Below are 25,545 nucleotides of genomic sequence, written 5' to 3' on the forward strand. Positions count from 1 at the left end.
TTGATTTGAGTGATATGATAGAAATGTTTTTTGATTGAAGATCAATAAAAACGGTTATACTTGTTTCCTGTTTACATAAAATAGGCTAAAATAATTCCTAAAATGATGACACTCAATTTTGCAAGATTAAATTTATGTCCTTCACTACTTTCAAAAATAATAGTAGATGAGATATGAAATAGAATACCAATTACAATTCCTGCGATCTGAGTGTAATAATGGGTTAGGAATTCAAGGTTCTCGGCTAAATAAGTTCCTATGGGAGTCATAAAAGCGAATACGAACATAAAGAAGAAAATTGCTTTAGCTTTTAAATGGGCATTCACAAAAAAGGAGGTCAAAATTATAGCGATAGGGAAGTGGTGTATTGCAATGCCGAAAGCCAAATGATTGTCATTACTGATAGGCATTCCTTCTAATAATGCATGTATACATAAACTGAAAAATAATAACCAAGGCATTTTGTGAAGATGATCATGAGTATGTACATGACCGTGTTCGGCACCTTTAGACAAATATTCCAGAATGATTTGAAATACAATCCCGATCATAATATAAATACCCACAGCACTATGGTGGTGATGGTGGTGGCCTTCGATGTGTTGTAAATCAGATTCATAGACCTCCGGAAGTAAGTGCATTACAGTAAGGGATAATAAAAAGGAACCACTAAAAGCTAATAAAAGTTTTAGATTGCGCTTATTTTTAGGCTTTAAAAACAGGGCAACGGCATATCCTAATAGAACGGATAATAAGGGGAATATATAAATTGAGTAAGGCATATTTTATTTAAAGATCATAATTAAACGTTCTGATTGCTTTCTAAAGAATTTTTGCAATTTGTAGTTGCCGAAAATATCTAATAGATAAATTCCGGCTTCTTCCATCATGGATTCAAAATCTTCTAAACGTAAAGCTTGTACTTTTTCTACAAAATGGTGCTGATAGCCGTCTGCAAAAAAGTCAATCTCTTTAAAAATATGATTGTCTTTTACATATCTTTTGATATGGAATTCAATGTTTTCCACTACTTTGGTTTCTTCCGGTACTAAATGTTCAATCACATAATCCACATTCATAAAGTCAATACAGGCAAATCCTGTTTCGTTCAAACTATTATGAATAGCTTTTAAGGTTTTTAAATTGTCAGTGTCATCTTCAAAATATCCGAAACTGGTAAACAAATTAAAGATAGCATCGTATTTTTCGTCAGATTGTAAACGCATGTCATGAACTTTAAAATGCAAAGTTTCATTAGTAGCTTTTGATGCTTCTTTGATACTGTTTTCTGAAAGATCAATACCGGTAACGTCGTAACCTAAAGAGTTTAAATAAATAGAATGTCTGCCTTTTCCGCAGGCCAGATCTAATATTTTAGCATTTTCAGGTAAATTCAGATATTGCGTTAGATTGTCCATGAAGTGCTGTGCTTCATTATAATCTCTGTCTTTGTATAAAATATGATAATAAGGCGTATCAAACCAAGATGCAAACCAATTTTGAGTGTTTGATTTTGTATTTTCAGTCATTATTCTTTCTCTAGCCGATTAGTCTTGCAAATTTAATGTATTTTTGCACAACTCTGATATAAGATACAGGTATTTAGAATTTGAATTTAAGCAGGGTATTGAATTTACGGTCGAACAGATGGAAAACTTTAAAATGATCGCCAAAACTTTTTTTGGCTTTGAAGAGATTTTAGCGAAAGAATTGCAACAATTAGGAGCCCAAAAAGTAGTACAGGGAACCCGTATGGTTAGTTTTTTGGGAGATAAAGGGTTTATGTATAAAGCCAATTTGGCTTTGCGAACTGCCTTAAAGATCCTGAAACCATTGAAAACTTTTAAAGCTTTCAACGAAAAAAGTTTGTATGAAGGGGTAAAAAGTATTGATTGGTCTGATTATTTGAATGAGAATCAAACGTTCATGATTGAGACAACGTTACATTCGGAATTATTCAATCACAGCCAGTTTGTAGCTTTAAAAGCTAAAGATGCGGTGGTGGATCAGTTTAGAGAATCGGTAGGGAAACGTCCGAGTATTGATAAAGAATTTCCGGATTTGCGTATTCATGTGCATATTGATCGTGATCTGTGTACGGTTTCTATAGACACCTCAGGAGCTTCTTTGCATCACAGAGGATATAAAACAGCTACAAACATAGCCCCTATAAATGAGGTTCTGGCAGCAGGAATGTTATTGCTTTCGGGGTGGGATGGTAATTCTCATTTTATGGATCCGATGTGCGGGAGCGGAACTATTTTGGCAGAAGCTGCTATGATAGCATGTAACATACCGGCTAATATCAACCGAAAAGAATTTGCTTTTGAAAGATGGAAAGACTGGGACAGTGAGTTGTTTGATACTATTTTAGAATCATTATTGAAAAAGACTAAAGAGTTTCACTATACCATTACGGGATATGATAAAGCGCCTAGTGCTGTTCATAAAGCAAAAGACAATCTGAAAAATGCCAATCTTGACGATTATGTAACGATAAGTCAGGCTAATTTCTTTGAAACGAAAAAAGAGACTGACGGACCGTTGCACATGGTCTTTAATCCGCCTTACGGAGAACGTCTGGATATTGACATGGAACGTTTTTACAGAGAAATAGGAGACACGTTGAAACAAGGTTATCCTAATACTAATGCGTGGTTTATTACTTCAAATCTCGAAGCTTTAAAATTTGTAGGCTTAAGACCTTCGCGAAAAATAAAGCTGTTCAACGGGAAATTAGAAGCTCGTTTGGTAAAATATGAAATGTACGAGGGGAGCAAGAAAGCAAAGTTTAATTAAGCTCTCAGAAGAAAAATAGAATTATGAGTAAAAAGACAAAAGCATTCTTATATAATTTGGCAGGCTTTATCGCTTTTTTTGTGCCAACATGGTTCATAGGAGCAAATCTTCTTAAAATGGAAGATTTTTGGCCAAAGATAATAGCATTTGCAGTATCCCTTTTCTTGTCTCCTAAATTTCAGTTTCTCAAAACAGCTGAAGGAGATAAGATATTTATGAAATGGTTGTTTGTCAAAGGAATTAAAGAAGTGAAGTAATAATCTATGATCTATAATCGATCTTTGATCTCTTTTATAATTTCTTCAGTAGATAAACCGGTTGTGTTTAAACTGCAATTTTTATTGCCGTAAGGGCCATAACGGGTCGGGTCAGTTACATGGAATAAACCGATTGTCGTGGTACCACTAGAAACGGATAAATGCATCATACCGCTATCAGCACCGATAAAGATACTTGTATTAGCCATTACGGCTGTAATTTCACGGATGTCTTTACTGTAATAAGTAGGTGCTTTATGCCGGATCTGAGAAATGTTTTCAACAGGAAGAATTTCAATCAGGTTGTAATCTTTGAATTCTGCCAACATAGCTTGGTATAGTTTTTCCCACCACTGTTCGGAATAGCATTTGTCTCCTGTAGCAAAAGTAAAAATGGCAATAGTAGGTTTGTTTTTGTCGGGAATGATTTTATGTAGTTTCTCTTGTCCGTTTTGCAACTCTTCAGCAGAAAGTTTTAACGATAAAACAGGAATGTTCTTTTCCGGAATTGCTCTTCCGGAAAGTTCTAAATACGCCCAGAAATTGTAGACCGGAAATTTAGCAAAATGTTCATAATCCGATAGTTTGTTGTATGGATTGTCTTCGATTTCTCCGTAAAATTTGTAAGGAGCTCTGGAAAGTTTAGTCGCCAGTCTTCCGGATGACGAACCTTTTGTTGTATTGATCACCAAGTCATATTTTTTTAGCCTTAGTCTGAACCAGGTTTTGAAATATAAAAAAAGTTCTTTAAAATGTTTTTTAGGGAGACATAGAATTTGATCTACTTGAGTGTAATTTTCAAAAAGAACATTGGCTACCGTACCTTTAACGAATAAGTCTATCTTACTGTCCGGGAACTGCTTTGATATTTCCAAAATAAGAGGCGTAATAAGTAATGTATTTCCAAGACGGTGATTAGGTCTGACAATCAGGATTTTTTTAGGGGTAACACCTTTAACGATAAATCGATTTTTACCGATATTCCGGGTTAATCCTTTCGTTATTTTTCTTCTGAAAATATTAATTTTTGCCAGGTTACTCATTAGATAAAGTTTTTGGGATAGCCTCAAATTTAATATTTTTTAATGATTAATTACGGATAAATGTAGATTGTTAACTTTTTGGTAATAATACTCTGTAATTTTTACAGTAAAGATATTTTTTAAGGAGTCTAAGTGACGTATTCGGATAAAAGTTATAAATCCAGCGTCATATAAATATCTGCTCTGTCGTATTGATTGTTTTCAATGGGGTGTTCCGTAAAACCGAATTTTTTGTAAAGATGAATGGCCGGTTTTAAAGAAGAGTTCGTATACAGAATGATTTTACGTGCCTTATGATCTTTAGCATAAGCAATACAAGCCTGAATTAAATAATTAGAAATGCTTTTTCCCTGATGGTTCTCTGCTACAGCCATTTTAGCTAATTCGTAGGTAGTGTCATCGACTTTTATAATAGCGACAACTCCCACCGGCTCTTTTTTGTACAGAGCGGTAAAGATCTCACCTCCTTTTTCTAGAATATATTCTTCGGGATGGGTGAGTGCTTTAATATCGGGGTCTTCGACTTTGAAATATTTTTCGATCCAATGAAGATTTAATTGTTTGAAAGCTTCTCTATATTCCGGCTGAAAACTTTTGATCTCTATCATTTGAGAATATGAAAATTATTTTTTCTTCTTGTAAATAGGGATGAAATAACTTAATGTGTAATTAAATCCTGCTCCGAATTTACCTTCATAGGTTCTGTTATAGCCCGGAATAAAAAGGTTATCAAAATTATCCGGTTTTTTATTGGAAACCAAATAATTTAAGCGGACAGAAAAGCCTAAGAACACGTTATTAAATAGTTCAGCCTTAATACCGCCGATAACTTCGATCCAACTGGCACTTAACCCATCAAATTTTTGTCCCGGAGTAACAATGTTCTCTCCGTAATAATTAAGAGGATCATATATTTTATAGCTGTCCAGAGTATGTGAAAAAGTGCTGATACCTACCCGCATTCCGGTATAGATCATATTTTCCATATCCAGCCAGTTCTCGTAAGCATTATAATCAAAACCGATCTTAAAGTATGAACCGTTTGTTGTAAAGTTAAAACGGTCGTCATCAACGGTTTTTTCTTCGTTACCGATTTCACCTGCAATGTAGAATTTATTGGTCAGGCGATAATCTCCAACTAATTCTAAACCTTTATAATTTGAATCATAGAAAGATTTTGATAAACGATGTAAATCAACTCCTATACGCAATCCGTAACGTTGAGGATACGTTTTAATGGAGTCCTGTGCATTGATCTGTGTGACCAAAATAAGTGCGATAAAACTAAAAATATAATTTAAGGTGTACTTCATCTTCGTTAGTTATGCTGGATTGTTCAATGGTATAGTTGCTAATCCAATTAGTAGAATTAAGAGTAACTCCGGTGAGGTTAAAATTAGTTTTATAACCACAGGCTCTTGATATGTAAATATCCTCTCTGGTATAATCTATCGTAAGAATATCTTCAATATCATCTGAAGTATCTTCATCATTACCGTTTAAAATGAGTTTAAAAGTGACCTGATCGGCATTGGTTTTTAACGGAAGCAAGATCTGTGTTACGGAAGATTCCGAGAGGGTATCGTTCACGGAGGTTTCGAAGTAAGCAATACCTGTAACTTCTTTTATTTCGGTTGTGTTAGTGGCATCATAGAACTCAATAACTAATTGAGGGGTAGTAACTGTTCCGTCAGCACAAAGGTCGTCTTTTTCACAATTCCAGAATGAAACAGCAAAAAGGATCATTAAACTTATAATACTATATTTCTTCATCTACGGTATATTAAAACCTGTTTTTTTAATGTCTTTTCTCCAAAAGTACAACATTTTCCACATGGTGCGTTTGTGGAAACATATCTACCGGTCGCACACGGATCACTTTATACTTTTCGTCCATCAAAGCCAGATCTCTGGCTTGTGTAGCACTGTTGCAGCTTACGTAAACAACACGTTTCGGGGCAATTTTCAAAATTTGTTCAACAACATCTTTATGCATACCGTCTCTCGGCGGGTCAGTGATTATGACATCCGGTTGCCCGTGAGTAGCTATAAATTCATCATTGAATACGTTTTTCATGTCTCCTACAAAGAACTCACAATTGGTAATATTATTGCGTTCGGCATTAGCTTTTGCATCATCAATAGCTTCAGGTACAGCTTCTACACCAATCACTTTTTTAGCTTTTTTGGAAATGAATTGTGCAATAGTTCCGGTTCCGGTATATAGGTCATAAACGAGCTCTTCTCCGCTTAATCCGGCAAATTCCCGGGTAATTTTATATAATTCGTAAGCCTGTTCAGAATTGGTCTGGTAGAATGATTTTGCATTAATGCTAAAATGCAAGCCTTCCATTTCTTCTAAGATATAATCACGCCCTTTATATAGTTTTATATCCTGATCATACAATGTATCATTTGCTTTGCCGTTGATTACATACAATAAAGAGGTGATTTCCGGGAAACGTTCAGCAATAAAATCTAAAAGTAATTCTCTATCATTTTGGTCTTCTTTGTAAAACTGAACCAAAACCATAATCTCACCGGTCGAAGCTGTTCGGATCATTAAAGTACGCAAAAGACCTTCCTGATTGCGCGCGTCAAAAAAGGCTAAGCCATGTTGCGTAGCAAATTGTTTGATCTCATTTCTGATCGCGTTTGACGGATCTTGCTGCAAGTGACATTTTTCAATATCCAAAATCTTGTCCCACATTTTAGGGATGTGAAATCCTAGAGCATTTTTAGATTCAAATTCCACGCCGCTTTTGATTTCCTCATCAGTCATCCAGCGGGCGTTAGAGAATCCGAATTCCATTTTATTGCGATAGAAGAATTGTTTTTCAGAACCAAGAATAGGTTCGAAATCCGGCAGTTCGATCTTACCGATACGTTTCAGGTTGTTTTCTACTTCCTGATTTTTGTAGAAAAGCTGACGATCATAGGACATATTTTGCCATTTGCAACCGCCGCAATAGCCAAAATGCTGGCAAACAGGTTCTACTCTGTAAGAAGATTGTTCATGATATTGAGTTGCTTTTCCTTCGTAATACGCTTTACGCTTTTTAGTCGTTTGAATGTCTACGATGTCACCCGGAACAACATTCGGTACAAAAATTACCTTACCATCCGGAGCTTTAGCCACGCAAACTCCTTTTGCGCCTGCATCTAAAATTTCTATATTTTCGAAAACAATTTTTTCGCTACGTCTCTTTCTCATAACGCAAAAATAAAGTATTGCTTTTGATATTAATATTTTTTAGAATAAAAAATGTATACATGCCTTCACTTATCTATAAAAAGCAATCTTATTTTTTGTATTTTTGCTAACAACAAGGATGATTTCTCTCCGAATAAAGAAGGAATTGCAGTTTATTTAATTAAATATTAAAAAAATGTCAGTTTTAGAAAAAATCAGCTCTGCTGAAGCTATTGCTTTGGAAAACCAATACGGTGCCCATAATTATCACCCGTTACCTGTTGTATTGAGTAAAGGAAAAGGTGTTTTTGTTTGGGATGTGGAAGGAAAAAAATATTACGATTTCCTTTCAGCTTATTCTGCGGTGAACCAAGGACATTGTCATCCTGAAATTATAGAGGCATTAACAGATCAGGCTCAAACCTTAACCTTGACTTCAAGAGCTTTTTATAATGATAAATTGGGTGTTTATGAGAAGTTTGTAGCAGACTATTTCGGTTTTGATAAAGTTTTACCGATGAATACAGGAGCTGAAGCTGTTGAAACCGCTATCAAGATCTGTAGAAAATGGGCGTATGAGAAAAAAGGAATCAATGAAAATGAAGCACAGATCATTGTATGCGAAAACAATTTTCACGGTAGAACGACTACGATCATTTCTTTCTCAAATGATGAGAATGCCAGAAAGAATTTTGGTCCGTATACAGCAGGCTTTATTAAAATTCCGTATGACAATATAGAAGCATTGGAACAAGCGATTCAGTCTTCATCAAATATAGCCGGTTTCTTGGTGGAACCGATTCAAGGTGAAGCCGGAGTTTATGTGCCGTCAGAAGGATATTTGGCTAAAGCAAAAGCGTTGTGTGAAAAGCATAATATTTTGTTTATTGCAGATGAAGTTCAAACCGGAATTGCGCGTACCGGAAAATTGTTAGCTGTTCAGCATGAGAATGTTCAGCCGGATGTATTGATCTTAGGAAAAGCTATTTCTGGTGGTGTTTATCCGGTTTCTGCGGTATTGGCAGATGATGCTATTATGAACGTAATCAAACCCGGACAGCATGGTTCTACATTTGGCGGAAATCCGCTAGCGGCTGCTGTAGCAATTGCAGCATTGAATGTAGTTGAAAAAGAAAAACTTGCCGATAATGCTGAACGCTTAGGAGTGATCTTTAGAGAAAAATTAAAGGATTACATTAAGACCAGTAATACCGTTACTATGGTAAGAGGAAAAGGTTTGTTGAATGCTATTGTGATTAATGATACTGAAGAAAGCGAAACGGCCTGGAATATTTGTGTAAAATTGGCTGAAAACGGCTTATTGGCAAAACCGACTCATGGGAATATCATTCGTTTTGCACCACCGTTAGTTATGACGGAAGAGCAATTACTAGATTGTATCTCTATTATTACGAAAACACTTCAAGAATTTGAAAAATAAAAATAATCCCGAGTAATCGGGATTTATTTTTTTAGAATAGTACTTATTTTTTCTCTTAAAACGGGAATCACTTCTTCTTCAAACCAAAAGTTTTTCTTCATCCAGATTCGATTACGAGGTGAGGGGTGTGGTAAAACAAAATATCGCGGTAAAAAATTCTGATAGTTTTTAACGTTTTCCGTCAAGGTCTTTTTTGAATCTTTTAAATAGTAGTTTTGAGCATATTGACCGATCAAAAGAATTAGTTCTACATTGGAGAGTAAATCAAATAAAGGTTTATGCCAATGCAATGCACATTCCGGGCGTGGTGGTAGGTCGCCGGATTTTCCTTTTCCCGGATAACAAAATCCCATAGGAATAATTGCTATTTGTTTTTCGTCATAAAATAAAGATTCGTCTATTTGTAACCATCTTCTCAGTTCTTTACCGCTAGCATCATTCCACGGTATGCTTGTTTGGTGTACTTTGATTCCCGGGGCTTGTCCTACAATAACTATTTTTGCATTAGAATGTACTGTTACAACCGGGTTAGGACCTAAAGGCAAATTGTCTTTACAAATCGTACAACTTTTTATTTCGTTTAAAAGAGGCTTCATTTTATAAAAAAATCCGCTATGATTGCGGATTAACAGCAGTAAGCTGCTCGTATCTTTCTGAAACTTTATTCCAATCTACATAAGTGAAAAAGGCTTCGATATAATTTTTTTTGCTAGGGTTGTTGTTTAGTAAATAAGCATGTTCCCACAGATCTAAGCAGAGTAGGGGAAAACCTTTGACGGTGCTTTTTTGCATTAGCGGATTTTCCTCGTTTAGCGTGATCGTGATCTCTAATTTTTGATCGTTGTTTAAAACGAGCCAAATCCAGTTTGATCCTTTTGTGTTGATACCCTTTAGTATGAACTGTTTTTTGAAGTTCTCAACGGAGCCGAAATTTTCATCAATGGCATTATTTAAACTTTCTGATGGGTTAGTATCTTTTTTAGGGGATAGTGTCTCGAAAAATAAGCTGTGGTTATAGTATCCTCCGGCAAAATTAAGGAAAGTAGTATCTTCGGGATTGATTTCTTTGCAAATCTGACTTGCTTTTTTAGTTTCCCAATTTTTTTCAGTTACTTGTTTGTTGAGGTTATTGGTATAACTTAAGTAGATATTGGAATAATGGAATTCAAAAGTTTTTCCGTCTATAAAATCAGGGAAAGTATCAAATGAATATTCCACGGGACTTAGTTTAAAAGGTAATCCTGTGGCTTTGAAACTACGGGGATCAGCAAAATTTGTTTGGACAATGACTTCCGGTTCCGGAATCTGAACTTCAACCAGATTGCTGTTATCATTACAAGAAAGTAAAGATAAAAAGCATAAAGCCATTAGTATGTGTTTGATCATAGCAATCCTCTTTCTCTCATCAACTGATTAATGATATCGATATAACGTTGTTTGGCTTCTTCAATGCTCAGATGTTTTATCTGCATCCATGCATTCAGTTTAAAAGCATTTCTTAAATCTTCCCCGAGATCATTAACATCATTAGATGAAGACTCATTAATTCTTCCTGAAATAGCATGTTTGTAGAGCCCGTAGAGTACCAGTTGAACGTCCTGAGGAACAGATTCTTTCGGAACTAAATTGGCATTTTCAAATGCTTCATCAAATAAAGTATCTAAATCTTTTGTACTCATTCTATTTTTTACAAATAACAGTCTTAGCACCTACTGCTTTTTGTCCTAATTTAACATCTACAGGAGTGCCAAGGGGTAAATAAATATCAACACGAGAACCGAACTTGATAAAGCCGGCATCTTTTCCCTGAATAACGCGCATACCTTCCACAGCATAATTAACGATTCTGCGGGCTAATGCTCCGGCGATCTGGCGGTACATAACTTCTCCGTAAATTCTATTGTTGATTACCACAGTGGTTCTTTCGTTTTCCTCGCTTGCTTTCGGGTGCCAAGCTACTAAGTATTTTCCCGGATGGTATTTACTGTATTTAACAATACCATTTACTGCATAACGGGTTACGTGTACGTTTAAAGGCGACATAAAGATGGAAACCATCAGCCGTTTGTCTTTAAAGTATTCCGGTTCGTAAACTTCTTCTATTACGACTACTTTCCCGTCTACCGGAGCTAAAATATGATTGTCGCTGTTGTCTACCTCTCTTTTAGGGTTTCTAAAGAATTGTAAGATTAAAATTAAAAATACAATTGCTAAAACAATAATACTGTTTTTAAGCCATTCTATAGCAATCAGGTAATCACTAGCGAAAATAATACCGACAACGACTAATAGCGTTATGAAAATAATTTTGCCACCTTCTTTATGAAACATAACTTTTTAAAATATTTAAAATTAAATAAAATAAATATATAAATGGGACTACAAATATAATACTATCTAGTCGATCTAGTATACCTCCGTGCCCCGGCATTATTTTACCACTGTCTTTTACTCCGGCGATACGTTTAAATTTTGATTCGATTAAGTCGCCTAAAGTACTGAAAATACTAACAATTAAAGCTATAATGATCCAAAAGTAGAATTGTTTGGTATGTATGTAGAATTTTGCCAAAAAATAACCGCATATAATTGAGAACAGGATACCGGCAATAAATCCTTCAATAGTCTTTTTAGGTGAAATACTAGGAAATAATTTTCTTTTTCCGAAATTTTTTCCGATCAGGTATGCAAAAGTGTCATTGGTCCAGATCAAAACAATGATCGAAATTAATATTTTCGGGTTGTACCCACTGGCGCCCAAAGGTACTTTGGTCAACAACACAAAAGGGAAAATAACATATCCGAACAGATAATAGTATTTAGAGAAAATGGATAATTCCTGAGCATTTTCATTGAATAGGAATCGTAATAAGCGAATGGATATTGCTATTGTAAAACCGGTTATAATAGAATCCAGTATAGGATTGAACGTTGCATTATAGAAAAAACTATAAATGAGCAATGATGATACTAAAGGAATCCATTTGTTGATAGAGACTAATCGGCAAAATTCAAAAACGGCTACGAGTAAAAAAAACCCGAACAATAAATAGAAGCTTTCTTTTGAGTACAAAACGCAACTTAAAAGTAGGGTAACATAAACAGCACCGGTAATGCCTCTTTTTAAAGTTTCATTCATTCTAAAGATCTTCAAGTAAAAGTAAATACAGGTTTTTATGGCAGCTACCATAATGTAAGAAGTCCTGTTCTTTTACTTCTTCAAAATATTTAATAGTTGTGATATTGGTAGGGTATTCCCGATCATACTTTTGCTTAATTCCTCTTAGACCGTCACTTTTTGTATTGACCAGTTGGCTGGTTGTTGCAAAAACCACCATGTCAGTCGGTAATTCGTTTGGCTTAAAATGTTTAAACTGGTTGGATGAGAATAAAATAGAGCCTTCGTCTGCAATAAGGTTTTCACAAGACGATAAGATAAAGGCAGGATTCTTAGTATTGGTATGAGGAAGTTTATTTTCGTCTAAAAGATAATTCAGCCGATTGTCAAAACATAGCGCTTCTTTTTCAAACCAATCGTTTTCTTCTAAAATATTAATAAAGTTTTCAGAAACTTCTTCAAGGTTTTCACAATAGATAAACTTACCGCCGTTTTTCTTAAAATGATAGGTAAACATTTCATCAATAGGCAATTTCACCTCAGGAGTATAAGGGCTTTTTTCTTCTTCTTTTTCCTTTTCCTTATTACTCTTAGATGTATCGCTTGTTGAACCGAAAATTTTTCTAAAAAGACTCATGTATTTTTAGCTGGAGTGTTTTCTCTTGTGAAATTCAAAGATAAAAAAATCTTGATTCAAAGTATAGTAAGAATCAAGATTTTTTAAAATTTTGTGATTTTTTTGTATTATTCTGATTTTTCTGTGTTTTCAGTAGCATTGTTTATTCTGCTATTGATATCAGTCTCAGCCGAATGTACCTCTTTTTCAAAAGGCCTTTTGCCGAATATTTTTTCCAGATCGTCTTTAAAGATAACTTCTCTGTCAATCAAAATGTCAGCTAATTCGATTAATTTGTCCTTATTTTCGGTAAGGATAGCAATTGCTCTTTGGTATTGGCCTTCAATTACAGTAGAAATTTCTTTGTCAATTACCTGAGCGGTCTCCTCAGAATATGGTTTCGAGAAGTTGTAATCGTTTTGACCTGATGAGTCATAATACGTGATATTACCTAATTTGTCGTTCAAACCATAGATCGTAACCATGGCACGGGCTTGTTTGGTTACTTTTTCAAGGTCACTTAAAGCTCCGGTTGAAATTTTATCAAAAACTACCTTTTCAGCTGCACGGCCTCCCATAGTGGCACACATTTCATCCAGCATTTGTTCCGGTCTGACAATAAGTCTTTCTTCCGGTAAATACCAGGCTGCACCTAAACTTTGCCCGCGAGGAACAATAGTGACTTTAACCAGTGGAGCTGCATATTCAAGCATCCAGCTTACAGTGGCGTGACCGGCCTCATGAATGGCAATAGCTCTTTTTTCTTCCGGTGTAACGATCTTATTTTTCTTTTCAAGTCCGCCTATAATTCGATCAACTGCGTCTAAGAAATCTTGCTTGTCAACTGATTTTTTGTTTTTTCGGGCAGCAATCAATGCTGCTTCATTACATACATTAGCAATATCAGCTCCTGAAAAACCAGGTGTTTGTTTAGCTAAGAACTCAGTGTCGATGTCTTCTGCTTTTTTGATAGGTTTTAAGTGAACCTCAAATATTTCTTTACGCTCTCTGATGTCCGGTAGGTCAACATAGATCTGGCGATCAAAACGTCCTGCACGCAGTAGCGCTTTGTCTAATATATCGGCACGGTTGGTAGCGGCTAATACAATTACGTTAGTATTGGTGCCGAAACCATCCATTTCAGTTAATAACTGGTTTAAAGTATTTTCTCTTTCATCATTTGAACCTGAGAAGTTGTTTTTACCTCTGGCTCTACCTACGGCATCGATCTCATCAATAAAAATGATGGAAGGTGCTTTTTCTTTAGCTTGTTTGAAAAGGTCTCTTACACGTGAAGCTCCTACACCTACAAACATTTCTACGAAATCAGAACCTGATAAAGAGAAAAAAGGAACTTTAGCTTCACCGGCTACAGCTTTTGCTAATAGCGTTTTCCCGGTTCCCGGAGGCCCTACCAATAATGCTCCTTTAGGGATTTTACCACCAATAGAGGTATATTTTTCAGGATTTTTCAAAAATTCAACAATTTCCTGAATCTCTTCTTTGGCTCCTTCTAATCCGGCAACGTTAGCAAAAGTGACTTTGACATCGTTCTTTTCATCGAACAGTTTAGCCTTCGACTTTCCTATGCTGAAAATTTGACCTCCTCCTCCTCCGGCACCTCCCGACATTCGTCGCATCATAAAGATCCATAAAGCCCCGATCAGTAAAAACGGAAGAAGAATAGATAATAATTCTCCCCACATACTTTCCGGTTCTTTGGTATATTCTGAGATCTTTCCTTGTTCCAGTGCTTTTCTAAGCGTTTCCTGAAAATCTTTCAGATCGCCGATTTCTGTGAAATAATGCGGTCCTTTTGTATTCAGTTTATTGAAAACATCTTTGCTGACTAGTTTATGAACTGAATCTTGTAAAGCTTGTTCTTTAAGATAAATTGTCGCTTTTGTATTCGAAAAACTTACTTTATCAACTTGGTTAGAATCTAAATACTGATAGAATTTAGATAAAGAAATGGGTCTCGGATTGTTAAAATTCAGACCATTACCAAATACAAAAATGATGATAAAGATACTGATGAAAAAACCATAAAATATCCAAGGATTAAATTTGAAATTGAAACCTTGATTATTTTTATTGTTGTTATTCTTATTCTTGTTGTCTTCTGCCATGATTAAAATTTACTGTCGATTGAAGTTATTCTTGCATCTCCCCAAAGGCTTTCTATGCTGTAAAATTCACGAATGTGTTTTTGGAAAACGTGTACTACGATATTTACATAATCAATTAAAACCCACTCGGCATTTTCCATTCCTTCTACATGCCAAGGCTTCTCTTTTAATTCTTTGGAAACACTTTTTTGGATGGAGTTTGCAATTGCTACAACTTGAGTGTTTGAGTTTCCGTTACATATAATAAAATAATCGCAAACTGTATTTTCTATCTCTCTTAAATCTAAAATGTCGATATCAGCTCCTTTTACATCTTCAATCCCTTTGATTATAACTGCTAATAAATCGTCTGTACTATAATTTTGCTTCGTCATCTAAAATTTTTAAGTTTATGCAAAGTTATCATTTTTTGTATTTACTTTTGAAACTTAACATAAGATTAAAATAAATTCTCTCATTTTTTACCAAGATGAATATCATCAAACTCAATGCCACAGCTTCGACTAATATTTTTTTAAAAGAGATGGCTCTTCATAATGAAGTAGATAATTTAACGGTTGTGGTTACGGAAGATCAGTTTAAAGGAAAAGGACAGCGAGGTAACGGTTGGTCTTCTGAAAAAGGTAAAAACCTTACATTCAGTGTGTTTTTGAAAGATTTTGTACAGCAACATCACGATCTGTTTCTGTTGAATATTATAGTCCCGCTATGTGTGATTGAGGCACTAAAAAAGTTTGACATACCGAATGTTAAAGTAAAGTGGCCAAACGACATTTTGTCAGGGAATAAGAAAATTGCCGGTATCTTGGTTGAAAATTTTTTCAGAAGTAATGGCAGTATATATTCTGTAATAGGAATAGGATTGAATGTAAATCAGGATCATTTTCCTCATTTGCCACAAGCAGCTTCTTTAAAAATGATTAAGGATAGAACGTTTTCTAAAGAAGAAATATTACTAGCAATCATGGAGCAAATGCAGTCTTTTTTTTCAGATTCTGTAGAACTGAATGAAGATGAGATCTGGAACAAATACCACGAATTGTTGTTTAGAAAAGGAATTCCTACTGTATTTGAGAGCGCTGAATCAGGTAAATTTATGGGGATTATACAGGAGGTGAACAGAGAAGGAAAGTTGTGTATACAGCTTGAAGATGATTCTGTGAGAACTTTTGATGTGAAAGAAGTTAAAATGTACTACTAAAAGAAACGTATTTCTTAAAACTTAGTAAAGCTTTGTTAAATTACAGGTATTTTTTTTGTTTTTAAGTACATTTGCATCCAGACTAACTTTACGATATACTCCAAATGGATAAAAAAATATTCTCTTTTTTGTTTTCTACCCGATTAATGGCTGTTTTATTTTTAGTTTTTGCAGCAGCCATGGCAGCCGGAACTTTTATTGAAGATGCTTATAATACTGATACAGCCCGGATAATTATTTATAATAGTTGGTGGTTTGAAGCGATCATGGTGTTTTTTGTGATCAACTTTATAGGGAATATAAAAAGGTATCAATTGTATAAAAAAGAGAAGTGGTCTGTTCTGTTATTACACCTAGCCTTCATTTTTATCTTAATAGGAGCATTTATTACTCGTTATATTAGTTATGAAGGAATGATGCCTATCCGTGAAGGAGAAACGGAAAGCAGAGTGTATTCTGATAAACCGTATTTAACAGCATTTGTCGATGGCGATTATCAGGGCGAAATGAAGCGTAAAACGTATGAGAAAGCATTATATCTTTCTCCTGTGACCCATAATAATTTTACGGTTAAAGGCGATTTCAATAGCATTCCCTTTACGATTGAATACGAAGATTATGTCATGAACGGAACCGAGACCATTGAGGAAGATGAAAACGGTGAGTTGTATCTTAAAATGGTGGAATCAGGAGGGGGAAGCCGTCACGACCATTTTTTGAAAGAAGGAGAAGTACAGAATATCCATAATGTATTATTTGCATTTAATAAATATACAGAAGGAGCAATTAATGTTACACTGCAAAATGATGCGTATTTTATCCAGTCGCCTTTTGAAGGTGATTTTATGAGAATGGCAGACCAATATAAAGGAAATCTTCCGAAAGACTCTGTTCAGGTATTGTTTTTACGTTCATTATATAATGTTGGCGGTGCGCAGTTCGTTTTTCCTGAAATGGCAAAAAGAGGAAAAGTAGCCTATGTTTCTAACAATAACTTTAAGGACAAGCAATCGGATGATATTTTAATGGTAAAAGTGAAATCACAGGGGCAAGAAGAAAAATTTACTCTTGTAGGATCCCGTGGAAAAATGGGAATACCGCAAACGGTTACTCTTGGGAAATTAGATTTTACGTTATTCTTCGGAAGCAAGGTTTATGAATTACCGTTCTCGATCAAGTTAGAAGATTTTATTGCAGATAAATACCCGGGAACGGAAAAGAGTTATTCTGCTTATAAAAGTAAATTATTAATAACGGACAATGAAGAAAATAAAGTATTTAAAGATAGCGTGTTTATGAATCATATTTTAGATTACAGAGGATTCCGTTTCTTTCAGGCTGGTTTTGATCCGGATGAAAAAGGGACAAACCTTTCTGTAAATCACGATTTTTGGGGAACATGGATAACTTATATAGGATACACTTTATTGTATTTCGGATTAATTATGATTCTTTTCGGAAAAAATACTCGTTTTGGTGATCTGAAACGAAAAATCAAACAGATCAAGAATAAAAAGAAAGCTTTAACCTTAGTTGTTGTTTCATTATTTACATTAGGGATTCAGGCTCAGGGTACTCATGAACATATTCCGAGTGATGAGAAAAAGATTTTGGAACTTTTAGAGAAATATAAGGTTTCTCCGGAACATGCTGAAGAGTTCGGTAAGGTTGTAATTCAAGACCAGGGAGGAAGAATGAAGCCAATCAATACATTTGCTTCAGAATTGCTTCGTAAAGTTTCTAAAAGCGATACATATAAAGGTATGGATGCAGATCAGGCCTTTATTTCCATGACACAATTTCCGCAGTATTGGTTTTCATTGCCGGTCATTTATCTAAAAAGAGGAAATGATAGTATTCGTAAAATAATAGGAGTAGAGAAGGGTGCAAAATATGCTTCGTTGATCGATTTTTTTGACGAAAAAGGCAATTATAAATTAGCATCGTTTTTAGACGACGCCTACAGAGAGGCTGTGCCTAACCAGTTTCAGAAGGATTTTATCGATGCCGACCAAAAAGTGAATCTATTACATTCAGCTTTGAGCGGTGATATTTTAAAAGTTTTTCCGATTCCGAACGACCCGAATAATAAGTGGGTTTCCTTTCTGGAAATCAATGAACCGACAGGAACGCAACTGGATTCAATTAAAAATATTGTGCCGTTTTATTTAGACGCTGTTACAAAATCAGCTATTTCTAAAGATTATAAGCTACCGAATAGTCTGTTGACAGGTTTGCAAAAATATCAAAAAACCTATGGAGCACAGGTAATGTTGTCTGATAAAAAGATTGAAACGGAAGTATTGTACAATAAGTATGATATTTTTAAAAAGCTACACTATTATTACCTTTTTGGAGGAATTATAATGTTGGTTTTTACCATTCTTCAATTGTTCTATTCTAAAAAATGGATCAATGCTGGAACAAACCTATTTCACGGTTTCATTTTTATTTGCTTTATACTGCATACTTTAGGGTTAATCGCCCGTTGGTATATTTCAGGACATGCACCGTGGAGTAATGCATATGAGAGTATGATCTATGTTGGTTGGGCAACAATGTTGTTTGGATTGATATTCGGAAAATCTAAAATGACAGTGGCTTCTACAGCATTTGTGGCATCAATGATCTTAATGGTAGCCCATTTAAACTGGTTAGATCCTCAGATCGGAAACCTGCAACCGGTTTTAAATTCGTATTGGTTAATGATCCACGTAGCAGTTATTGTGGCAAGTTACGGTCCGTTTACTTTAGGAATGATCTTAGGGCTGGTCGCTTTATTTTTAATGATCTTTACAAACAGTAAAAACAAATCCAAAATAAAATTAGCTATAGCAGAATTGAGCTATATCAATGAGATGGCATTAACTATAGGCTTAGTGATGTTAACGATCGGAAACTTTTTAGGAGGGCAATGGGCAAATGAAAGTTGGGGACGCTATTGGGGTTGGGATCCGAAAGAAACTTGGGCATTGATCAGTATTATGGTTTATGCTTTTGTCATACACGCTCGTTTGGTTCCCGGTTTAAGAGGAAGATGGGCTTTTAATTTTATGAGTGTATTAGCATTTGCATCAATTGTGATGACTTACGTGGGAGTTAACTTCCATTTGAGTGGATTACATTCCTACGCTTCCGGTGAACGACAAAATGTGACTTATTATTTCTATATTCTGATAGTTGTAATTGCTATAGGATTGTTAGCACTGTCACAATATCGAAAACATTTGAAAAGTAAATAACAACAAAAAAAGACAACATTAATCGTTGTCTTTTTTTGTATCAGGGAGTGTGTCGGATGTTTTTTTAAACTGTTTAACTAAATCTCTTTTTTCCTGATGACGCATAATGGTAAAATGATGTTGAACCGTATTGATAAAACTCAGAATCATTCCGATTCCCATAACGATGTAAAAAATAGTAAAGATCTTACCGCCGTCTGTCTTTGGAGTAAAATCACCGAATCCTATTGTTGTAAGAGTTACAACGGAGAAATATAAAGAGTCAAGCAATCCCCATCCTTCCAAATAATGGTAAGCAATTGTTCCGATAATGATAATGATGATAGTGGTAATCAGCAGGTCGCGATACTCATCATCTTGTAAAAAAGAAATTAAAGTTTTAAAGAAGAACATAGAATTATTTTTTATAATAAATTATTCACAAAAATATTAGATATTTTTTAATATTTGTTTAAGATAACATATTATAAAGAAAATGTATATTGGTTAAATTAAAAAAGAAAATTATGAAAATTAAAATTTTAATCCTGGTATTAGCGGTAATTTCTTTATCATTCGCTTGTAAGCAAGAGCAAAACCAACAAAATACAGATACAAATAAAAAAACGGTTACTATGGAAAAACCATCGATACATCAGTTTACAGTTACAGCTATCAACGGAGACGAATTCCGATTTAGTGATTTAGCCGGAAAAAAAATAATGGTAGTGAATACGGCTTCAAAATGTGGTTTAACACCTCAATACGAGCAATTAGAAGCTGTATACGAAAAATATAAAGACAAGAACTTTATCATTGTAGGCTTTCCTGCGAATAATTTTATGGAACAAGAGCCGGGAACCGATACGGAAATTGCAACATTTTGTAAAAAAAATTATGGAGTGACATTTCCCATGATGAGTAAGATTTCAGTAAAAGGAGACGATATGCACCCTGTGTATCAATTTTTAACTCAAAAATCTGAGAACGGTTTGGAAGACAACGAGGTGGAGTGGAACTTCCAAAAATACCTTCTAAATGAAAAAGGACAGTTGGAAATGGTAATTAGTCCGAAAACGTTGCCGAATGATTCAAAGATCATTGATTGGATAGAAGGTAAATAAATGCAAATTACAAAGCAAAGAATGAATCCGATTATAAAAGTACAGGAGTTGCAAGAATTCTCAGAAAAAGAGAAAGATTTGGTAATTGTCGACGTTTCCAATGGAAAAGAAGCACGATACAATTATGAAAAAAAACATTTAGACAAAGCTATATTTGTGGATTTGAATTCTCAGTTAGCAGATATAAAAGACAACTTTAGTCAGGGTGGAAGACATCCTTTGCCGAAGATAGAAGATTTTTCAGAAATTTTAGGAAAAATAGGAATCTCAAAGCACACACATGTCGTTATTTATGATGACAAGAACGGTGCAAATGCCGCAGCCCGATTCTGGTGGATGTTAAAAGCTGCCGGGCATAAAAAAGTTCAGGTTTTAGACGGAGGTATACAAAAGGCAGAGCAATCGGGTTATCCGGTAAATAACCATAAAGTACAGCCTGTTCCGGTTGCAGATTATCCGTTTACAAAATGGGAACTACCTCTTGTGGAGATGGATGAAATTCGTAAAACAAATGACCTTATTATTGATGTAAGAGAAGAAAACCGTTATTTGGGAATTTCAGAGCCTATAGATCAAATTGCCGGACATATTCCGGGAGCTGTGAATTTTCCTTTTCCGGAAAATTTGAATCCCGATGGGACTTTTTTAACACCAGTGCAATTAAAAGAAAAATATACAAAACTACTGAAGGGGCGCAGCATTGAGCACGTTATTGTACATTGCGGTTCAGGAGTTACCGCTTGCCATACTATATTAGCACTGGATTATGCAGGATTAGGCAATCCGAAACTGTATGTAGGTTCGTGGAGCGAATGGTCCCGAAATGAAAATAAGATGGCTACCGGTGCAAATGTAGATTAAAGGATCAACTGCATAAAAACAGAATCCAACCATCTGTCAAATTTATATCCGGTTTCTTTAATGACACCAACGGTCTTGAATCCCATTTTTTCATGGAAGAAAATGCTACCTTTATTTTCGGAATCAATAACCCCGATCATGGTGTGTAATTTTTGTTCCTGTGCCAGAATGATCAAGTGTTCTAAAATACGTTTGCCGATAGATTGACCTTGGTAATCCTGATGGACATATACAGAATGTTCTACGGTAAACCGATAGGCTTCTCTGAAACGAAATTCACTGTAGTAACCGAATCCTACCACTTTTTGGTCCTTTTCGGCCACAATAACAGGAAAACCTTTGGTTAGTTTGTCTTCAAAGATGGCGAACTGATTTTCAAGTTTTCTCGGAGCATAATCGTATAAAGCAGTAGAGTGCAGAATATTGAAATTAATAATGTCTAAGATGGCTTGACAATCATCAGAAGTGTAGTTTCGTATTTGCAAAGACATAGCACAATTATTTTATAACGTAAATGTACTAAAAGCAGTCCAACTTTTGTAAATTTGTTTTTTATTATTACTAAGCTATGTTATATCCCAAAATTCCTTTGGCTCAAAGTGTTTTAGAGATTTTTAAAAATAAAGGAATTCAAAATATTGTAATTTCTCCGGGTTCCCGAAATGCACCTTTAACGATTGGTTTTTCTAATAATCCCTTCTTTAATTGTTACAGTATCGTTGATGAACGATGTGCAGCCTTTTTTGCATTAGGGATTGCACAACAAAAAAGAGAACCGGTAGCAATGCTGTGTACTTCAGGATCTGCTTTACTGAATTATTATCCGGCTGTAGCAGAAGCTTTTTACAGCCAGATTCCGTTGATAGTGGTTAGTGCAGACAGACCTCATAACAAAATAGACATCGGTGACGGGCAAACGATCCGTCAGGAAAATGTATATGCAAATCATATTTTGTATAATGCTAATTTGCAGGAAGAAGCCTCTGATGTTAATGATACGGAAATTTGTGAGGCTATTGATACAGCATTTTTAAAAAGAGGACCGGTACACATTAATGTTCCTTTTGAAGAGCCTCTATATGATACGGTCGAAACGTTAACCGTTACACCTCATTTTAGCAAAAGAACAGAAGAAAAGAAAACTTTTGAATTAACAGAAGAGATTAGTTCTATATGGAATAAAAGTGCTAAAAAATTAGTGTTAGTCGGAGAATTATTCCCGGATAGTTTAGAAAGTAAAATAGTAGAATGGCTGGCAAAGGATAACAGCGTGGTTGTTTTTACCGAAAAGACTTCTAATTTGCATCATCCTGCTTTTGTTTCTAATATAGATACCATCATTACACCATTTACCGAGGAAGATTTCCTGAAATTTCAGCCGGAACTTTTACTGACTTTCGGAGGAATGGTTGTTTCAAAACGGATCAAAGCTTTTTTGAGAAAGTATCAACCTGCTCATCATTGGCACATAGACCCTTTAAGAGCGTATGACACCTATGCTTGTCTTTCAGCTCATTTTGCAACGACTCCTGATGAATTCTTTGGCGTTTTAATGTTGAAAGCAGAAGAAGCGGAAAGTAGTTATAAGAAGGAAATACAAAATATTCAATTGTATCGCGCTCAAAAGCATAACGAATATATAGGGCAGATTCCGTTTTCAGATTTTAAGGTTTTTGATATTTTGAGTCGAAAAATAAAAGGAGCTGTCAATTTGCAAATGAGTAACAGTTCGGCAATTCGTTATTTACAATTAGTTGATATCGATCCTTCTGTTTCTGTTTTTTGTAACCGGGGAACCAGCGGAATAGATGGCAGTACAACAACAGCCATAGGAGCAGCAGTTGCATCCGATAAGCCGACAGTTCTGGTTTCCGGAGATATCAGTTTTTTCTATGACAGTAATGCTTTGTGGAATAATTACATTCCGGAAAATTTTAAAATAGTCCTGATCAATAATGGTGGAGGAGGAATTTTCAGGATTTTGCCCGGACACAAAGAGACACAAACATTTAACCGATATTTTGAAACCTCACACCATTTAACAGCTGAGTATCTTGCCGGGATGTTTGGATTCCAATACCAAAAAGCTGCCAATGAAGAAGAATTCGAAGTGGCGTTGGATAAGATGTTTCAGCAAAATACCAAGCCGCAAATCGTAGAAGTCTTTACACCTGAAAAAGAAAATGACTTGATTTTAAAAGAGTATTTTAAGAAATTGTTATAAAAGAAAATTTGTAGTCAAAATTTTGTTATTTAATTTACAAATCTCTATATTTGGAAGGATAAACAACTATAAATTTCTAAAATATGAGTAAGAGAGATGAATTAATTGTAAAATATGCTGCCGATCTAAAAGATAAATGTGGAGTAACTCCTGATATGGATTTGCTTACTAAAGTAACGATCGGTTGTGGTCCGGCAATCTATAATGCTGATTCTTCTACTGTTTCAGGAACAGATGAAAAAGAATTAGCTACCGTAAAAAATAATTTTCTGATTAAAAAATTAGGACTAAAAGACGGACCGGAATTAGATAGTGCTATTGCAAAAGTGATTGAGCAATACGGGAAATCTAATAAAAACAAATACAGAGCTGTATTCTATTATTTGTTAACGAAACATTTCAAAAAAGAATCAGTTTACAAATAAGAACAACTATAAAAAAGATGCTCAAAAACCACGTTTCAAAACGTGGTTTTGTTTTATAAATACAATTGAATTGCTACCTTAGCAACAGAAAAAAATAAAGCATGATATCAGAGGCGCAATTTCAAAAAGAATTAGAAATTATTATCACCAACGCAATCAGAGAAGACGTAGGGGACGGAGATCATAGTTCTCTGGCTTGTATACCCGAAACAGCACAGGGAAAAGCTAAATTATTAGTTAAAGACGAAGGGGTTATAGCCGGAATCGAATTTGCAAAAATGGTATTTGCTTATGTAGACAAAGACCTAAAGATGGAAACCTTACTTCAGGAAGGTGATCCGGTTAAATATGGTGATATTGTTTTTACGGTTCATGGTCGTTCACAATCTATTTTAAAGGCAGAGCGATTAGTATTAAATGCTATGCAGCGAATGAGTGCTATTGCTACTAAAACGCGTTCCTTTGTAAATTTGTTAGAAGGTACCCGGACAAAGGTTTTAGATACTCGTAAAACGACCCCCGGAATAAGAGCTATAGAAAAGTGGGCTGTAAAAATAGGCGGCGGTGAGAACCATCGTTTTGCTTTGTATGATATGATTATGCTAAAAGATAATCATATTGATTTTGCAGGAGGTATTACAAAAGCAATTGAAAAAACACAGAATTATCTGAAAGAATATCAAAAAGATCTAAAGATTATAGTTGAAGCCAGGGATCTAGAGGAAGTAAAAGAAATATTACAGTCGCAAGGAGTATATCGCATCCTTTTGGATAATTTTGATTACGAAATGACAAAAGAGGCAGTACGATTAATAGGAGACCAATGCCAAACAGAGTCTTCCGGCAATATCAATGAAAAAACAATTCGGGAATATGCAAATTGTGGCGTAAACTATATTTCTTCCGGAGCTTTAACCCATTCAGTATATAATATGGATTTAAGTTTAAAAGCTTTTTAAAGACATGTCGGAAGCAATTGAAAATAAACTGAACAAAATTCCTATAGTCAAACAATTGGTGGCTATTGCAAAAAGGATAACCCTGAAATCATTAGAAGGACTTTCCCTTTATGATATTGTAGAGCTTTATGTAATGGGAATTTTAAAAGGTGCTTTCTCTTACAGGGCGAGTGCTATTGCATTCAGTTTTTTTATGGCCTTGTTTCCGTTTGCTTTATTTATACTAAACCTGATTCCTTATATTCCGATTGATAATTTTCAGGATGATTTTTTAGAATTTGTGTCTCAGAATGTCCCGCCTAATACGTTTGATGCTATTAAAAATACTATTTACGATATTCTGAACAATAGTTATAACGGTTTATTGTCTTCCGGTTTTATCTTGTCTATCTTCTTGATGACTAATGGAATAAATGCTATTCTGGGAGGTTTCGAAATGTCAACGCATATTACCATAACCAGAGGCTTTTTCAGGCAGTATTTCATTGCTTTGGCTATATCCTTAAGTCTGTCATTTATTCTGCTGTTTACAGTAGCGGCTATCGTTACATTTGAAGTGGTTATTCAAAAAATTAAATTACAGGGACTCATCAATGACGATGTAGAACTTATTGTTTGGGGACGTTATTTGTTTGTATTGCTGATGGTTTTGATAACCACTTCGATCTTGTATAAATTCGGAACCAAAGAAACCTATTCGATCTCCTTTATTAGTTATGGAGCAGTCTTTACTACGATTCTGATTGTTATTTCATCCTATATTTTTGGTATTTATGTAGAAAAATTTGCTAGATATAATGAACTGTACGGTTCAATTGGTACACTTCTTGTACTGATGTTTTATATTTGGATCAATTGTATGGTTTTATTACTCGGATTTGAGTTAAACGCCACAATTAGTAAATTAAAAAGAAAAAATTTATATATTTAGCAA

Annotated in this window: 28 protein-coding genes; 11 read left to right on the plus strand and 17 right to left on the minus strand. The window is 34.9% G+C overall.

The annotated features are described in order from the left end of the window. Nucleotides 1-71 precede the first annotated feature (71 nt). Both NHF50_RS11795 and NHF50_RS11800 read right to left on the minus strand, forming a co-directional pair. The gene (locus NHF50_RS11795; RefSeq protein ID WP_109569853.1) at nt 72-782 is read right to left on the minus strand and encodes a ZIP family metal transporter; all 711 of its coding nucleotides are present in this window, start codon (nt 780-782) and stop codon (nt 72-74) included. A 3-nt stretch (nt 783-785) separates the two neighbouring features. Continuing rightward, the gene (locus NHF50_RS11800) at nt 786-1,529 is read right to left on the minus strand and encodes a class I SAM-dependent methyltransferase (protein ID WP_109569854.1); all 744 of its coding nucleotides are present in this window, start codon (nt 1,527-1,529) and stop codon (nt 786-788) included. A gap of 118 nt (nt 1,530-1,647) precedes the next feature. On the opposite strand from NHF50_RS11800, the gene NHF50_RS11805 reads away from it, so the two are divergent. Together NHF50_RS11805 and NHF50_RS11810 are read left to right on the plus strand one after the other, a co-directional pair. Beyond that, nucleotides 1,648-2,799: a class I SAM-dependent RNA methyltransferase gene (locus NHF50_RS11805; RefSeq protein ID WP_252776606.1), complete on the plus strand. Its 1,152-nt coding sequence runs from the start codon at nt 1,648-1,650 to the stop codon at nt 2,797-2,799. 23 nt (nt 2,800-2,822) lie between these two features. Then, the gene (locus NHF50_RS11810) at nt 2,823-3,056 is read left to right on the plus strand and encodes a hypothetical protein (protein WP_109569855.1); all 234 of its coding nucleotides are present in this window, start codon (nt 2,823-2,825) and stop codon (nt 3,054-3,056) included. 11 nt (nt 3,057-3,067) lie between these two features. Here the strand turns inward: NHF50_RS11810 and NHF50_RS11815 are convergent, their stop codons facing one another. The 5 genes from NHF50_RS11815 to rlmD all read right to left on the minus strand — a co-directional run bounded on the left by NHF50_RS11815 (nt 3,068) and on the right by rlmD (nt 7,313). Further along, complete coding sequence (locus NHF50_RS11815; protein WP_252776608.1) at nt 3,068-4,099, minus strand: glycosyltransferase family 9 protein; 1,032 nt, start codon at nt 4,097-4,099, stop codon at nt 3,068-3,070. A 152-nt stretch (nt 4,100-4,251) separates the two neighbouring features. Beyond that, nucleotides 4,252-4,707: a GNAT family N-acetyltransferase gene (locus tag NHF50_RS11820; protein WP_109569857.1), complete on the minus strand. Its 456-nt coding sequence runs from the start codon at nt 4,705-4,707 to the stop codon at nt 4,252-4,254. 15 nt (nt 4,708-4,722) lie between these two features. Continuing rightward, a complete protein-coding gene (locus NHF50_RS11825; protein ID WP_109569858.1) occupies nt 4,723-5,412 on the minus strand; it encodes a DUF6048 family protein in 690 nt (229 codons plus the stop codon). After that, nucleotides 5,384-5,872, minus strand: coding sequence for a DUF6452 family protein (locus NHF50_RS11830; RefSeq protein WP_252776609.1), 489 nt, complete (start codon nt 5,870-5,872; stop codon nt 5,384-5,386). Before NHF50_RS11830 ends, NHF50_RS11825 begins: the two co-directional genes overlap by 29 nt. A gap of 25 nt (nt 5,873-5,897) precedes the next feature. Beyond that, nucleotides 5,898-7,313 carry a 23S rRNA (uracil(1939)-C(5))-methyltransferase RlmD gene (gene rlmD, locus NHF50_RS11835; RefSeq protein ID WP_252776611.1) on the minus strand — a complete coding sequence of 472 codons (1,416 nt, stop codon included), beginning with the start codon at nt 7,311-7,313 and terminating at the stop codon, nt 5,898-5,900. A gap of 175 nt (nt 7,314-7,488) precedes the next feature. On the opposite strand from rlmD, the gene rocD reads away from it, so the two are divergent. Beyond that, nucleotides 7,489-8,733, plus strand: coding sequence for an ornithine--oxo-acid transaminase (gene rocD / locus NHF50_RS11840; protein ID WP_109569861.1), 1,245 nt, complete (start codon nt 7,489-7,491; stop codon nt 8,731-8,733). A 23-nt stretch (nt 8,734-8,756) separates the two neighbouring features. Here rocD and NHF50_RS11845 read toward each other — a convergent pair whose 3' ends face one another. The 8 genes from NHF50_RS11845 to rsfS all read right to left on the minus strand — a co-directional run bounded on the left by NHF50_RS11845 (nt 8,757) and on the right by rsfS (nt 14,970). Further along, nucleotides 8,757-9,329, minus strand: a complete 573-nt coding sequence (locus tag NHF50_RS11845) for a uracil-DNA glycosylase family protein (RefSeq protein WP_252776613.1) — start codon at nt 9,327-9,329, stop codon at nt 8,757-8,759. A gap of 16 nt (nt 9,330-9,345) precedes the next feature. Then, a complete protein-coding gene (locus NHF50_RS11850; RefSeq protein WP_109569863.1) occupies nt 9,346-10,119 on the minus strand; it encodes a superoxide dismutase in 774 nt (257 codons plus the stop codon). After that, nucleotides 10,116-10,412, minus strand: a complete 297-nt coding sequence (locus NHF50_RS11855; RefSeq protein ID WP_109569864.1) for an acyl-CoA-binding protein — start codon at nt 10,410-10,412, stop codon at nt 10,116-10,118. Before NHF50_RS11855 ends, NHF50_RS11850 begins: the two co-directional genes overlap by 4 nt. Nucleotide 10,413: 1 nt before the next feature. Then, complete coding sequence (locus tag NHF50_RS11860) at nt 10,414-11,064, minus strand: phosphatidylserine decarboxylase family protein (protein ID WP_109569865.1); 651 nt, start codon at nt 11,062-11,064, stop codon at nt 10,414-10,416. Continuing rightward, nucleotides 11,054-11,872 (minus strand): phosphatidate cytidylyltransferase, encoded by an 819-nt coding sequence (locus NHF50_RS11865; protein WP_109569866.1) that lies wholly within the window; start codon nt 11,870-11,872, stop codon nt 11,054-11,056. The genes NHF50_RS11860 and NHF50_RS11865 overlap by 11 nt, the downstream gene beginning before the upstream one ends. A 1-nt stretch (nt 11,873) precedes the next feature. Further along, nucleotides 11,874-12,488 carry a lactate utilization protein B/C gene (locus tag NHF50_RS11870; protein WP_109569867.1) on the minus strand — a complete coding sequence of 205 codons (615 nt, stop codon included), beginning with the start codon at nt 12,486-12,488 and terminating at the stop codon, nt 11,874-11,876. 107 nt (nt 12,489-12,595) lie between these two features. Next, nucleotides 12,596-14,596 carry an ATP-dependent zinc metalloprotease FtsH gene (gene ftsH / locus NHF50_RS11875; RefSeq protein ID WP_109569868.1) on the minus strand — a complete coding sequence of 667 codons (2,001 nt, stop codon included), beginning with the start codon at nt 14,594-14,596 and terminating at the stop codon, nt 12,596-12,598. A 2-nt stretch (nt 14,597-14,598) separates the two neighbouring features. Next, complete coding sequence (gene rsfS, locus NHF50_RS11880) at nt 14,599-14,970, minus strand: ribosome silencing factor (protein WP_109569869.1); 372 nt, start codon at nt 14,968-14,970, stop codon at nt 14,599-14,601. Nucleotides 14,971-15,065: 95 nt separating this feature from the next. Between rsfS and NHF50_RS11885 the strand changes: the two genes are divergently transcribed. Next, entirely contained in the window at nt 15,066-15,797 is a 732-nt protein-coding gene (locus NHF50_RS11885; protein ID WP_252776615.1) for a biotin--[acetyl-CoA-carboxylase] ligase, read from the plus strand. Between the two features lie 104 nt (nt 15,798-15,901). Continuing rightward, nucleotides 15,902-19,039, plus strand: coding sequence for a cytochrome c biogenesis protein CcsA (gene ccsA, locus NHF50_RS11890; protein ID WP_252776617.1), 3,138 nt, complete (start codon nt 15,902-15,904; stop codon nt 19,037-19,039). Nucleotides 19,040-19,057: 18 nt separating this feature from the next. Here ccsA and NHF50_RS11895 read toward each other — a convergent pair whose 3' ends face one another. Next, nucleotides 19,058-19,432 carry a potassium channel family protein gene (locus NHF50_RS11895; RefSeq protein ID WP_109569872.1) on the minus strand — a complete coding sequence of 125 codons (375 nt, stop codon included), beginning with the start codon at nt 19,430-19,432 and terminating at the stop codon, nt 19,058-19,060. Nucleotides 19,433-19,545: 113 nt separating this feature from the next. Between NHF50_RS11895 and NHF50_RS11900 the strand changes: the two genes are divergently transcribed. Both NHF50_RS11900 and NHF50_RS11905 read left to right on the plus strand, forming a co-directional pair. After that, complete coding sequence (locus NHF50_RS11900; RefSeq protein WP_252776620.1) at nt 19,546-20,142, plus strand: glutathione peroxidase; 597 nt, start codon at nt 19,546-19,548, stop codon at nt 20,140-20,142. A gap of 21 nt (nt 20,143-20,163) precedes the next feature. Then, nucleotides 20,164-21,003 (plus strand): sulfurtransferase, encoded by an 840-nt coding sequence (locus tag NHF50_RS11905; protein WP_252776624.1) that lies wholly within the window; start codon nt 20,164-20,166, stop codon nt 21,001-21,003. Here the strand turns inward: NHF50_RS11905 and NHF50_RS11910 are convergent. Continuing rightward, nucleotides 21,000-21,494, minus strand: a complete 495-nt coding sequence (locus tag NHF50_RS11910) for a GNAT family N-acetyltransferase (protein ID WP_109569873.1) — start codon at nt 21,492-21,494, stop codon at nt 21,000-21,002. The two genes, NHF50_RS11905 and NHF50_RS11910, sit on opposite strands and share 4 nt — an antisense overlap. A gap of 77 nt (nt 21,495-21,571) precedes the next feature. Between NHF50_RS11910 and menD the strand changes: the two genes are divergently transcribed. From menD to NHF50_RS11930, 4 genes are all read left to right on the plus strand, one after another. Beyond that, a complete protein-coding gene (gene menD / locus NHF50_RS11915) occupies nt 21,572-23,227 on the plus strand; it encodes a 2-succinyl-5-enolpyruvyl-6-hydroxy-3-cyclohexene-1-carboxylic-acid synthase (protein ID WP_252776626.1) in 1,656 nt (551 codons plus the stop codon). Between the two features lie 83 nt (nt 23,228-23,310). After that, on the plus strand, nt 23,311-23,652 hold the full coding sequence (locus tag NHF50_RS11920; RefSeq protein WP_252776629.1) for a DUF2853 family protein: 342 nt from the start codon (nt 23,311-23,313) through the stop codon (nt 23,650-23,652). A 101-nt stretch (nt 23,653-23,753) separates the two neighbouring features. Beyond that, nucleotides 23,754-24,611, plus strand: a complete 858-nt coding sequence (nadC, locus tag NHF50_RS11925; RefSeq protein WP_252776632.1) for a carboxylating nicotinate-nucleotide diphosphorylase — start codon at nt 23,754-23,756, stop codon at nt 24,609-24,611. Between the two features lie 4 nt (nt 24,612-24,615). Then, on the plus strand, nt 24,616-25,542 hold the full coding sequence (locus tag NHF50_RS11930) for a YihY/virulence factor BrkB family protein (RefSeq protein WP_252776633.1): 927 nt from the start codon (nt 24,616-24,618) through the stop codon (nt 25,540-25,542). Nucleotides 25,543-25,545 lie beyond the last annotated feature (3 nt).

Origin of the sequence: Flavobacterium sp. NRK F10 (assembly GCF_024054235.1) — a bacterium.
GTDB lineage: Bacteria > Bacteroidota > Bacteroidia > Flavobacteriales > Flavobacteriaceae > Flavobacterium > Flavobacterium sediminis.

Bases quoted from the DNA above. Each gene is read 5' to 3' on its own strand.
- NHF50_RS11795 (WP_109569853.1), bottom strand. From the start codon at position 782: ATGCCTTACTCAATTTATATATTCCCCTTATTATCCGTTCTATTAGGA.
- NHF50_RS11800 (WP_109569854.1), bottom strand. From the start codon at position 1,529: ATGACTGAAAATACAAAATCAAACACTCAAAATTGGTTTGCATCTTGG.
- NHF50_RS11805 (WP_252776606.1), top strand. From the start codon at position 1,648: ATGGAAAACTTTAAAATGATCGCCAAAACTTTTTTTGGCTTTGAAGAG.
- NHF50_RS11810 (WP_109569855.1), top strand. From the start codon at position 2,823: ATGAGTAAAAAGACAAAAGCATTCTTATATAATTTGGCAGGCTTTATC.
- NHF50_RS11815 (WP_252776608.1), bottom strand. From the start codon at position 4,099: ATGAGTAACCTGGCAAAAATTAATATTTTCAGAAGAAAAATAACGAAA.
- NHF50_RS11820 (WP_109569857.1), bottom strand. From the start codon at position 4,707: ATGATAGAGATCAAAAGTTTTCAGCCGGAATATAGAGAAGCTTTCAAA.
- NHF50_RS11825 (WP_109569858.1), bottom strand. From the start codon at position 5,412: ATGAAGTACACCTTAAATTATATTTTTAGTTTTATCGCACTTATTTTG.
- NHF50_RS11830 (WP_252776609.1), bottom strand. From the start codon at position 5,872: ATGAAGAAATATAGTATTATAAGTTTAATGATCCTTTTTGCTGTTTCA.
- rlmD (WP_252776611.1), bottom strand. From the start codon at position 7,313: ATGAGAAAGAGACGTAGCGAAAAAATTGTTTTCGAAAATATAGAAATT.
- rocD (WP_109569861.1), top strand. From the start codon at position 7,489: ATGTCAGTTTTAGAAAAAATCAGCTCTGCTGAAGCTATTGCTTTGGAA.
- NHF50_RS11845 (WP_252776613.1), bottom strand. From the start codon at position 9,329: ATGAAGCCTCTTTTAAACGAAATAAAAAGTTGTACGATTTGTAAAGAC.
- NHF50_RS11850 (WP_109569863.1), bottom strand. From the start codon at position 10,119: ATGATCAAACACATACTAATGGCTTTATGCTTTTTATCTTTACTTTCT.
- NHF50_RS11855 (WP_109569864.1), bottom strand. From the start codon at position 10,412: ATGAGTACAAAAGATTTAGATACTTTATTTGATGAAGCATTTGAAAAT.
- NHF50_RS11860 (WP_109569865.1), bottom strand. From the start codon at position 11,064: ATGTTTCATAAAGAAGGTGGCAAAATTATTTTCATAACGCTATTAGTC.
- NHF50_RS11865 (WP_109569866.1), bottom strand. From the start codon at position 11,872: ATGAATGAAACTTTAAAAAGAGGCATTACCGGTGCTGTTTATGTTACC.
- NHF50_RS11870 (WP_109569867.1), bottom strand. From the start codon at position 12,488: ATGAGTCTTTTTAGAAAAATTTTCGGTTCAACAAGCGATACATCTAAG.
- ftsH (WP_109569868.1), bottom strand. From the start codon at position 14,596: ATGGCAGAAGACAACAAGAATAAGAATAACAACAATAAAAATAATCAA.
- rsfS (WP_109569869.1), bottom strand. From the start codon at position 14,970: ATGACGAAGCAAAATTATAGTACAGACGATTTATTAGCAGTTATAATC.
- NHF50_RS11885 (WP_252776615.1), top strand. From the start codon at position 15,066: ATGAATATCATCAAACTCAATGCCACAGCTTCGACTAATATTTTTTTA.
- ccsA (WP_252776617.1), top strand. From the start codon at position 15,902: ATGGATAAAAAAATATTCTCTTTTTTGTTTTCTACCCGATTAATGGCT.
- NHF50_RS11895 (WP_109569872.1), bottom strand. From the start codon at position 19,432: ATGTTCTTCTTTAAAACTTTAATTTCTTTTTTACAAGATGATGAGTAT.
- NHF50_RS11900 (WP_252776620.1), top strand. From the start codon at position 19,546: ATGAAAATTAAAATTTTAATCCTGGTATTAGCGGTAATTTCTTTATCA.
- NHF50_RS11905 (WP_252776624.1), top strand. From the start codon at position 20,164: ATGAATCCGATTATAAAAGTACAGGAGTTGCAAGAATTCTCAGAAAAA.
- NHF50_RS11910 (WP_109569873.1), bottom strand. From the start codon at position 21,494: ATGTCTTTGCAAATACGAAACTACACTTCTGATGATTGTCAAGCCATC.
- menD (WP_252776626.1), top strand. From the start codon at position 21,572: ATGTTATATCCCAAAATTCCTTTGGCTCAAAGTGTTTTAGAGATTTTT.
- NHF50_RS11920 (WP_252776629.1), top strand. From the start codon at position 23,311: ATGAGTAAGAGAGATGAATTAATTGTAAAATATGCTGCCGATCTAAAA.
- nadC (WP_252776632.1), top strand. From the start codon at position 23,754: ATGATATCAGAGGCGCAATTTCAAAAAGAATTAGAAATTATTATCACC.
- NHF50_RS11930 (WP_252776633.1), top strand. From the start codon at position 24,616: ATGTCGGAAGCAATTGAAAATAAACTGAACAAAATTCCTATAGTCAAA.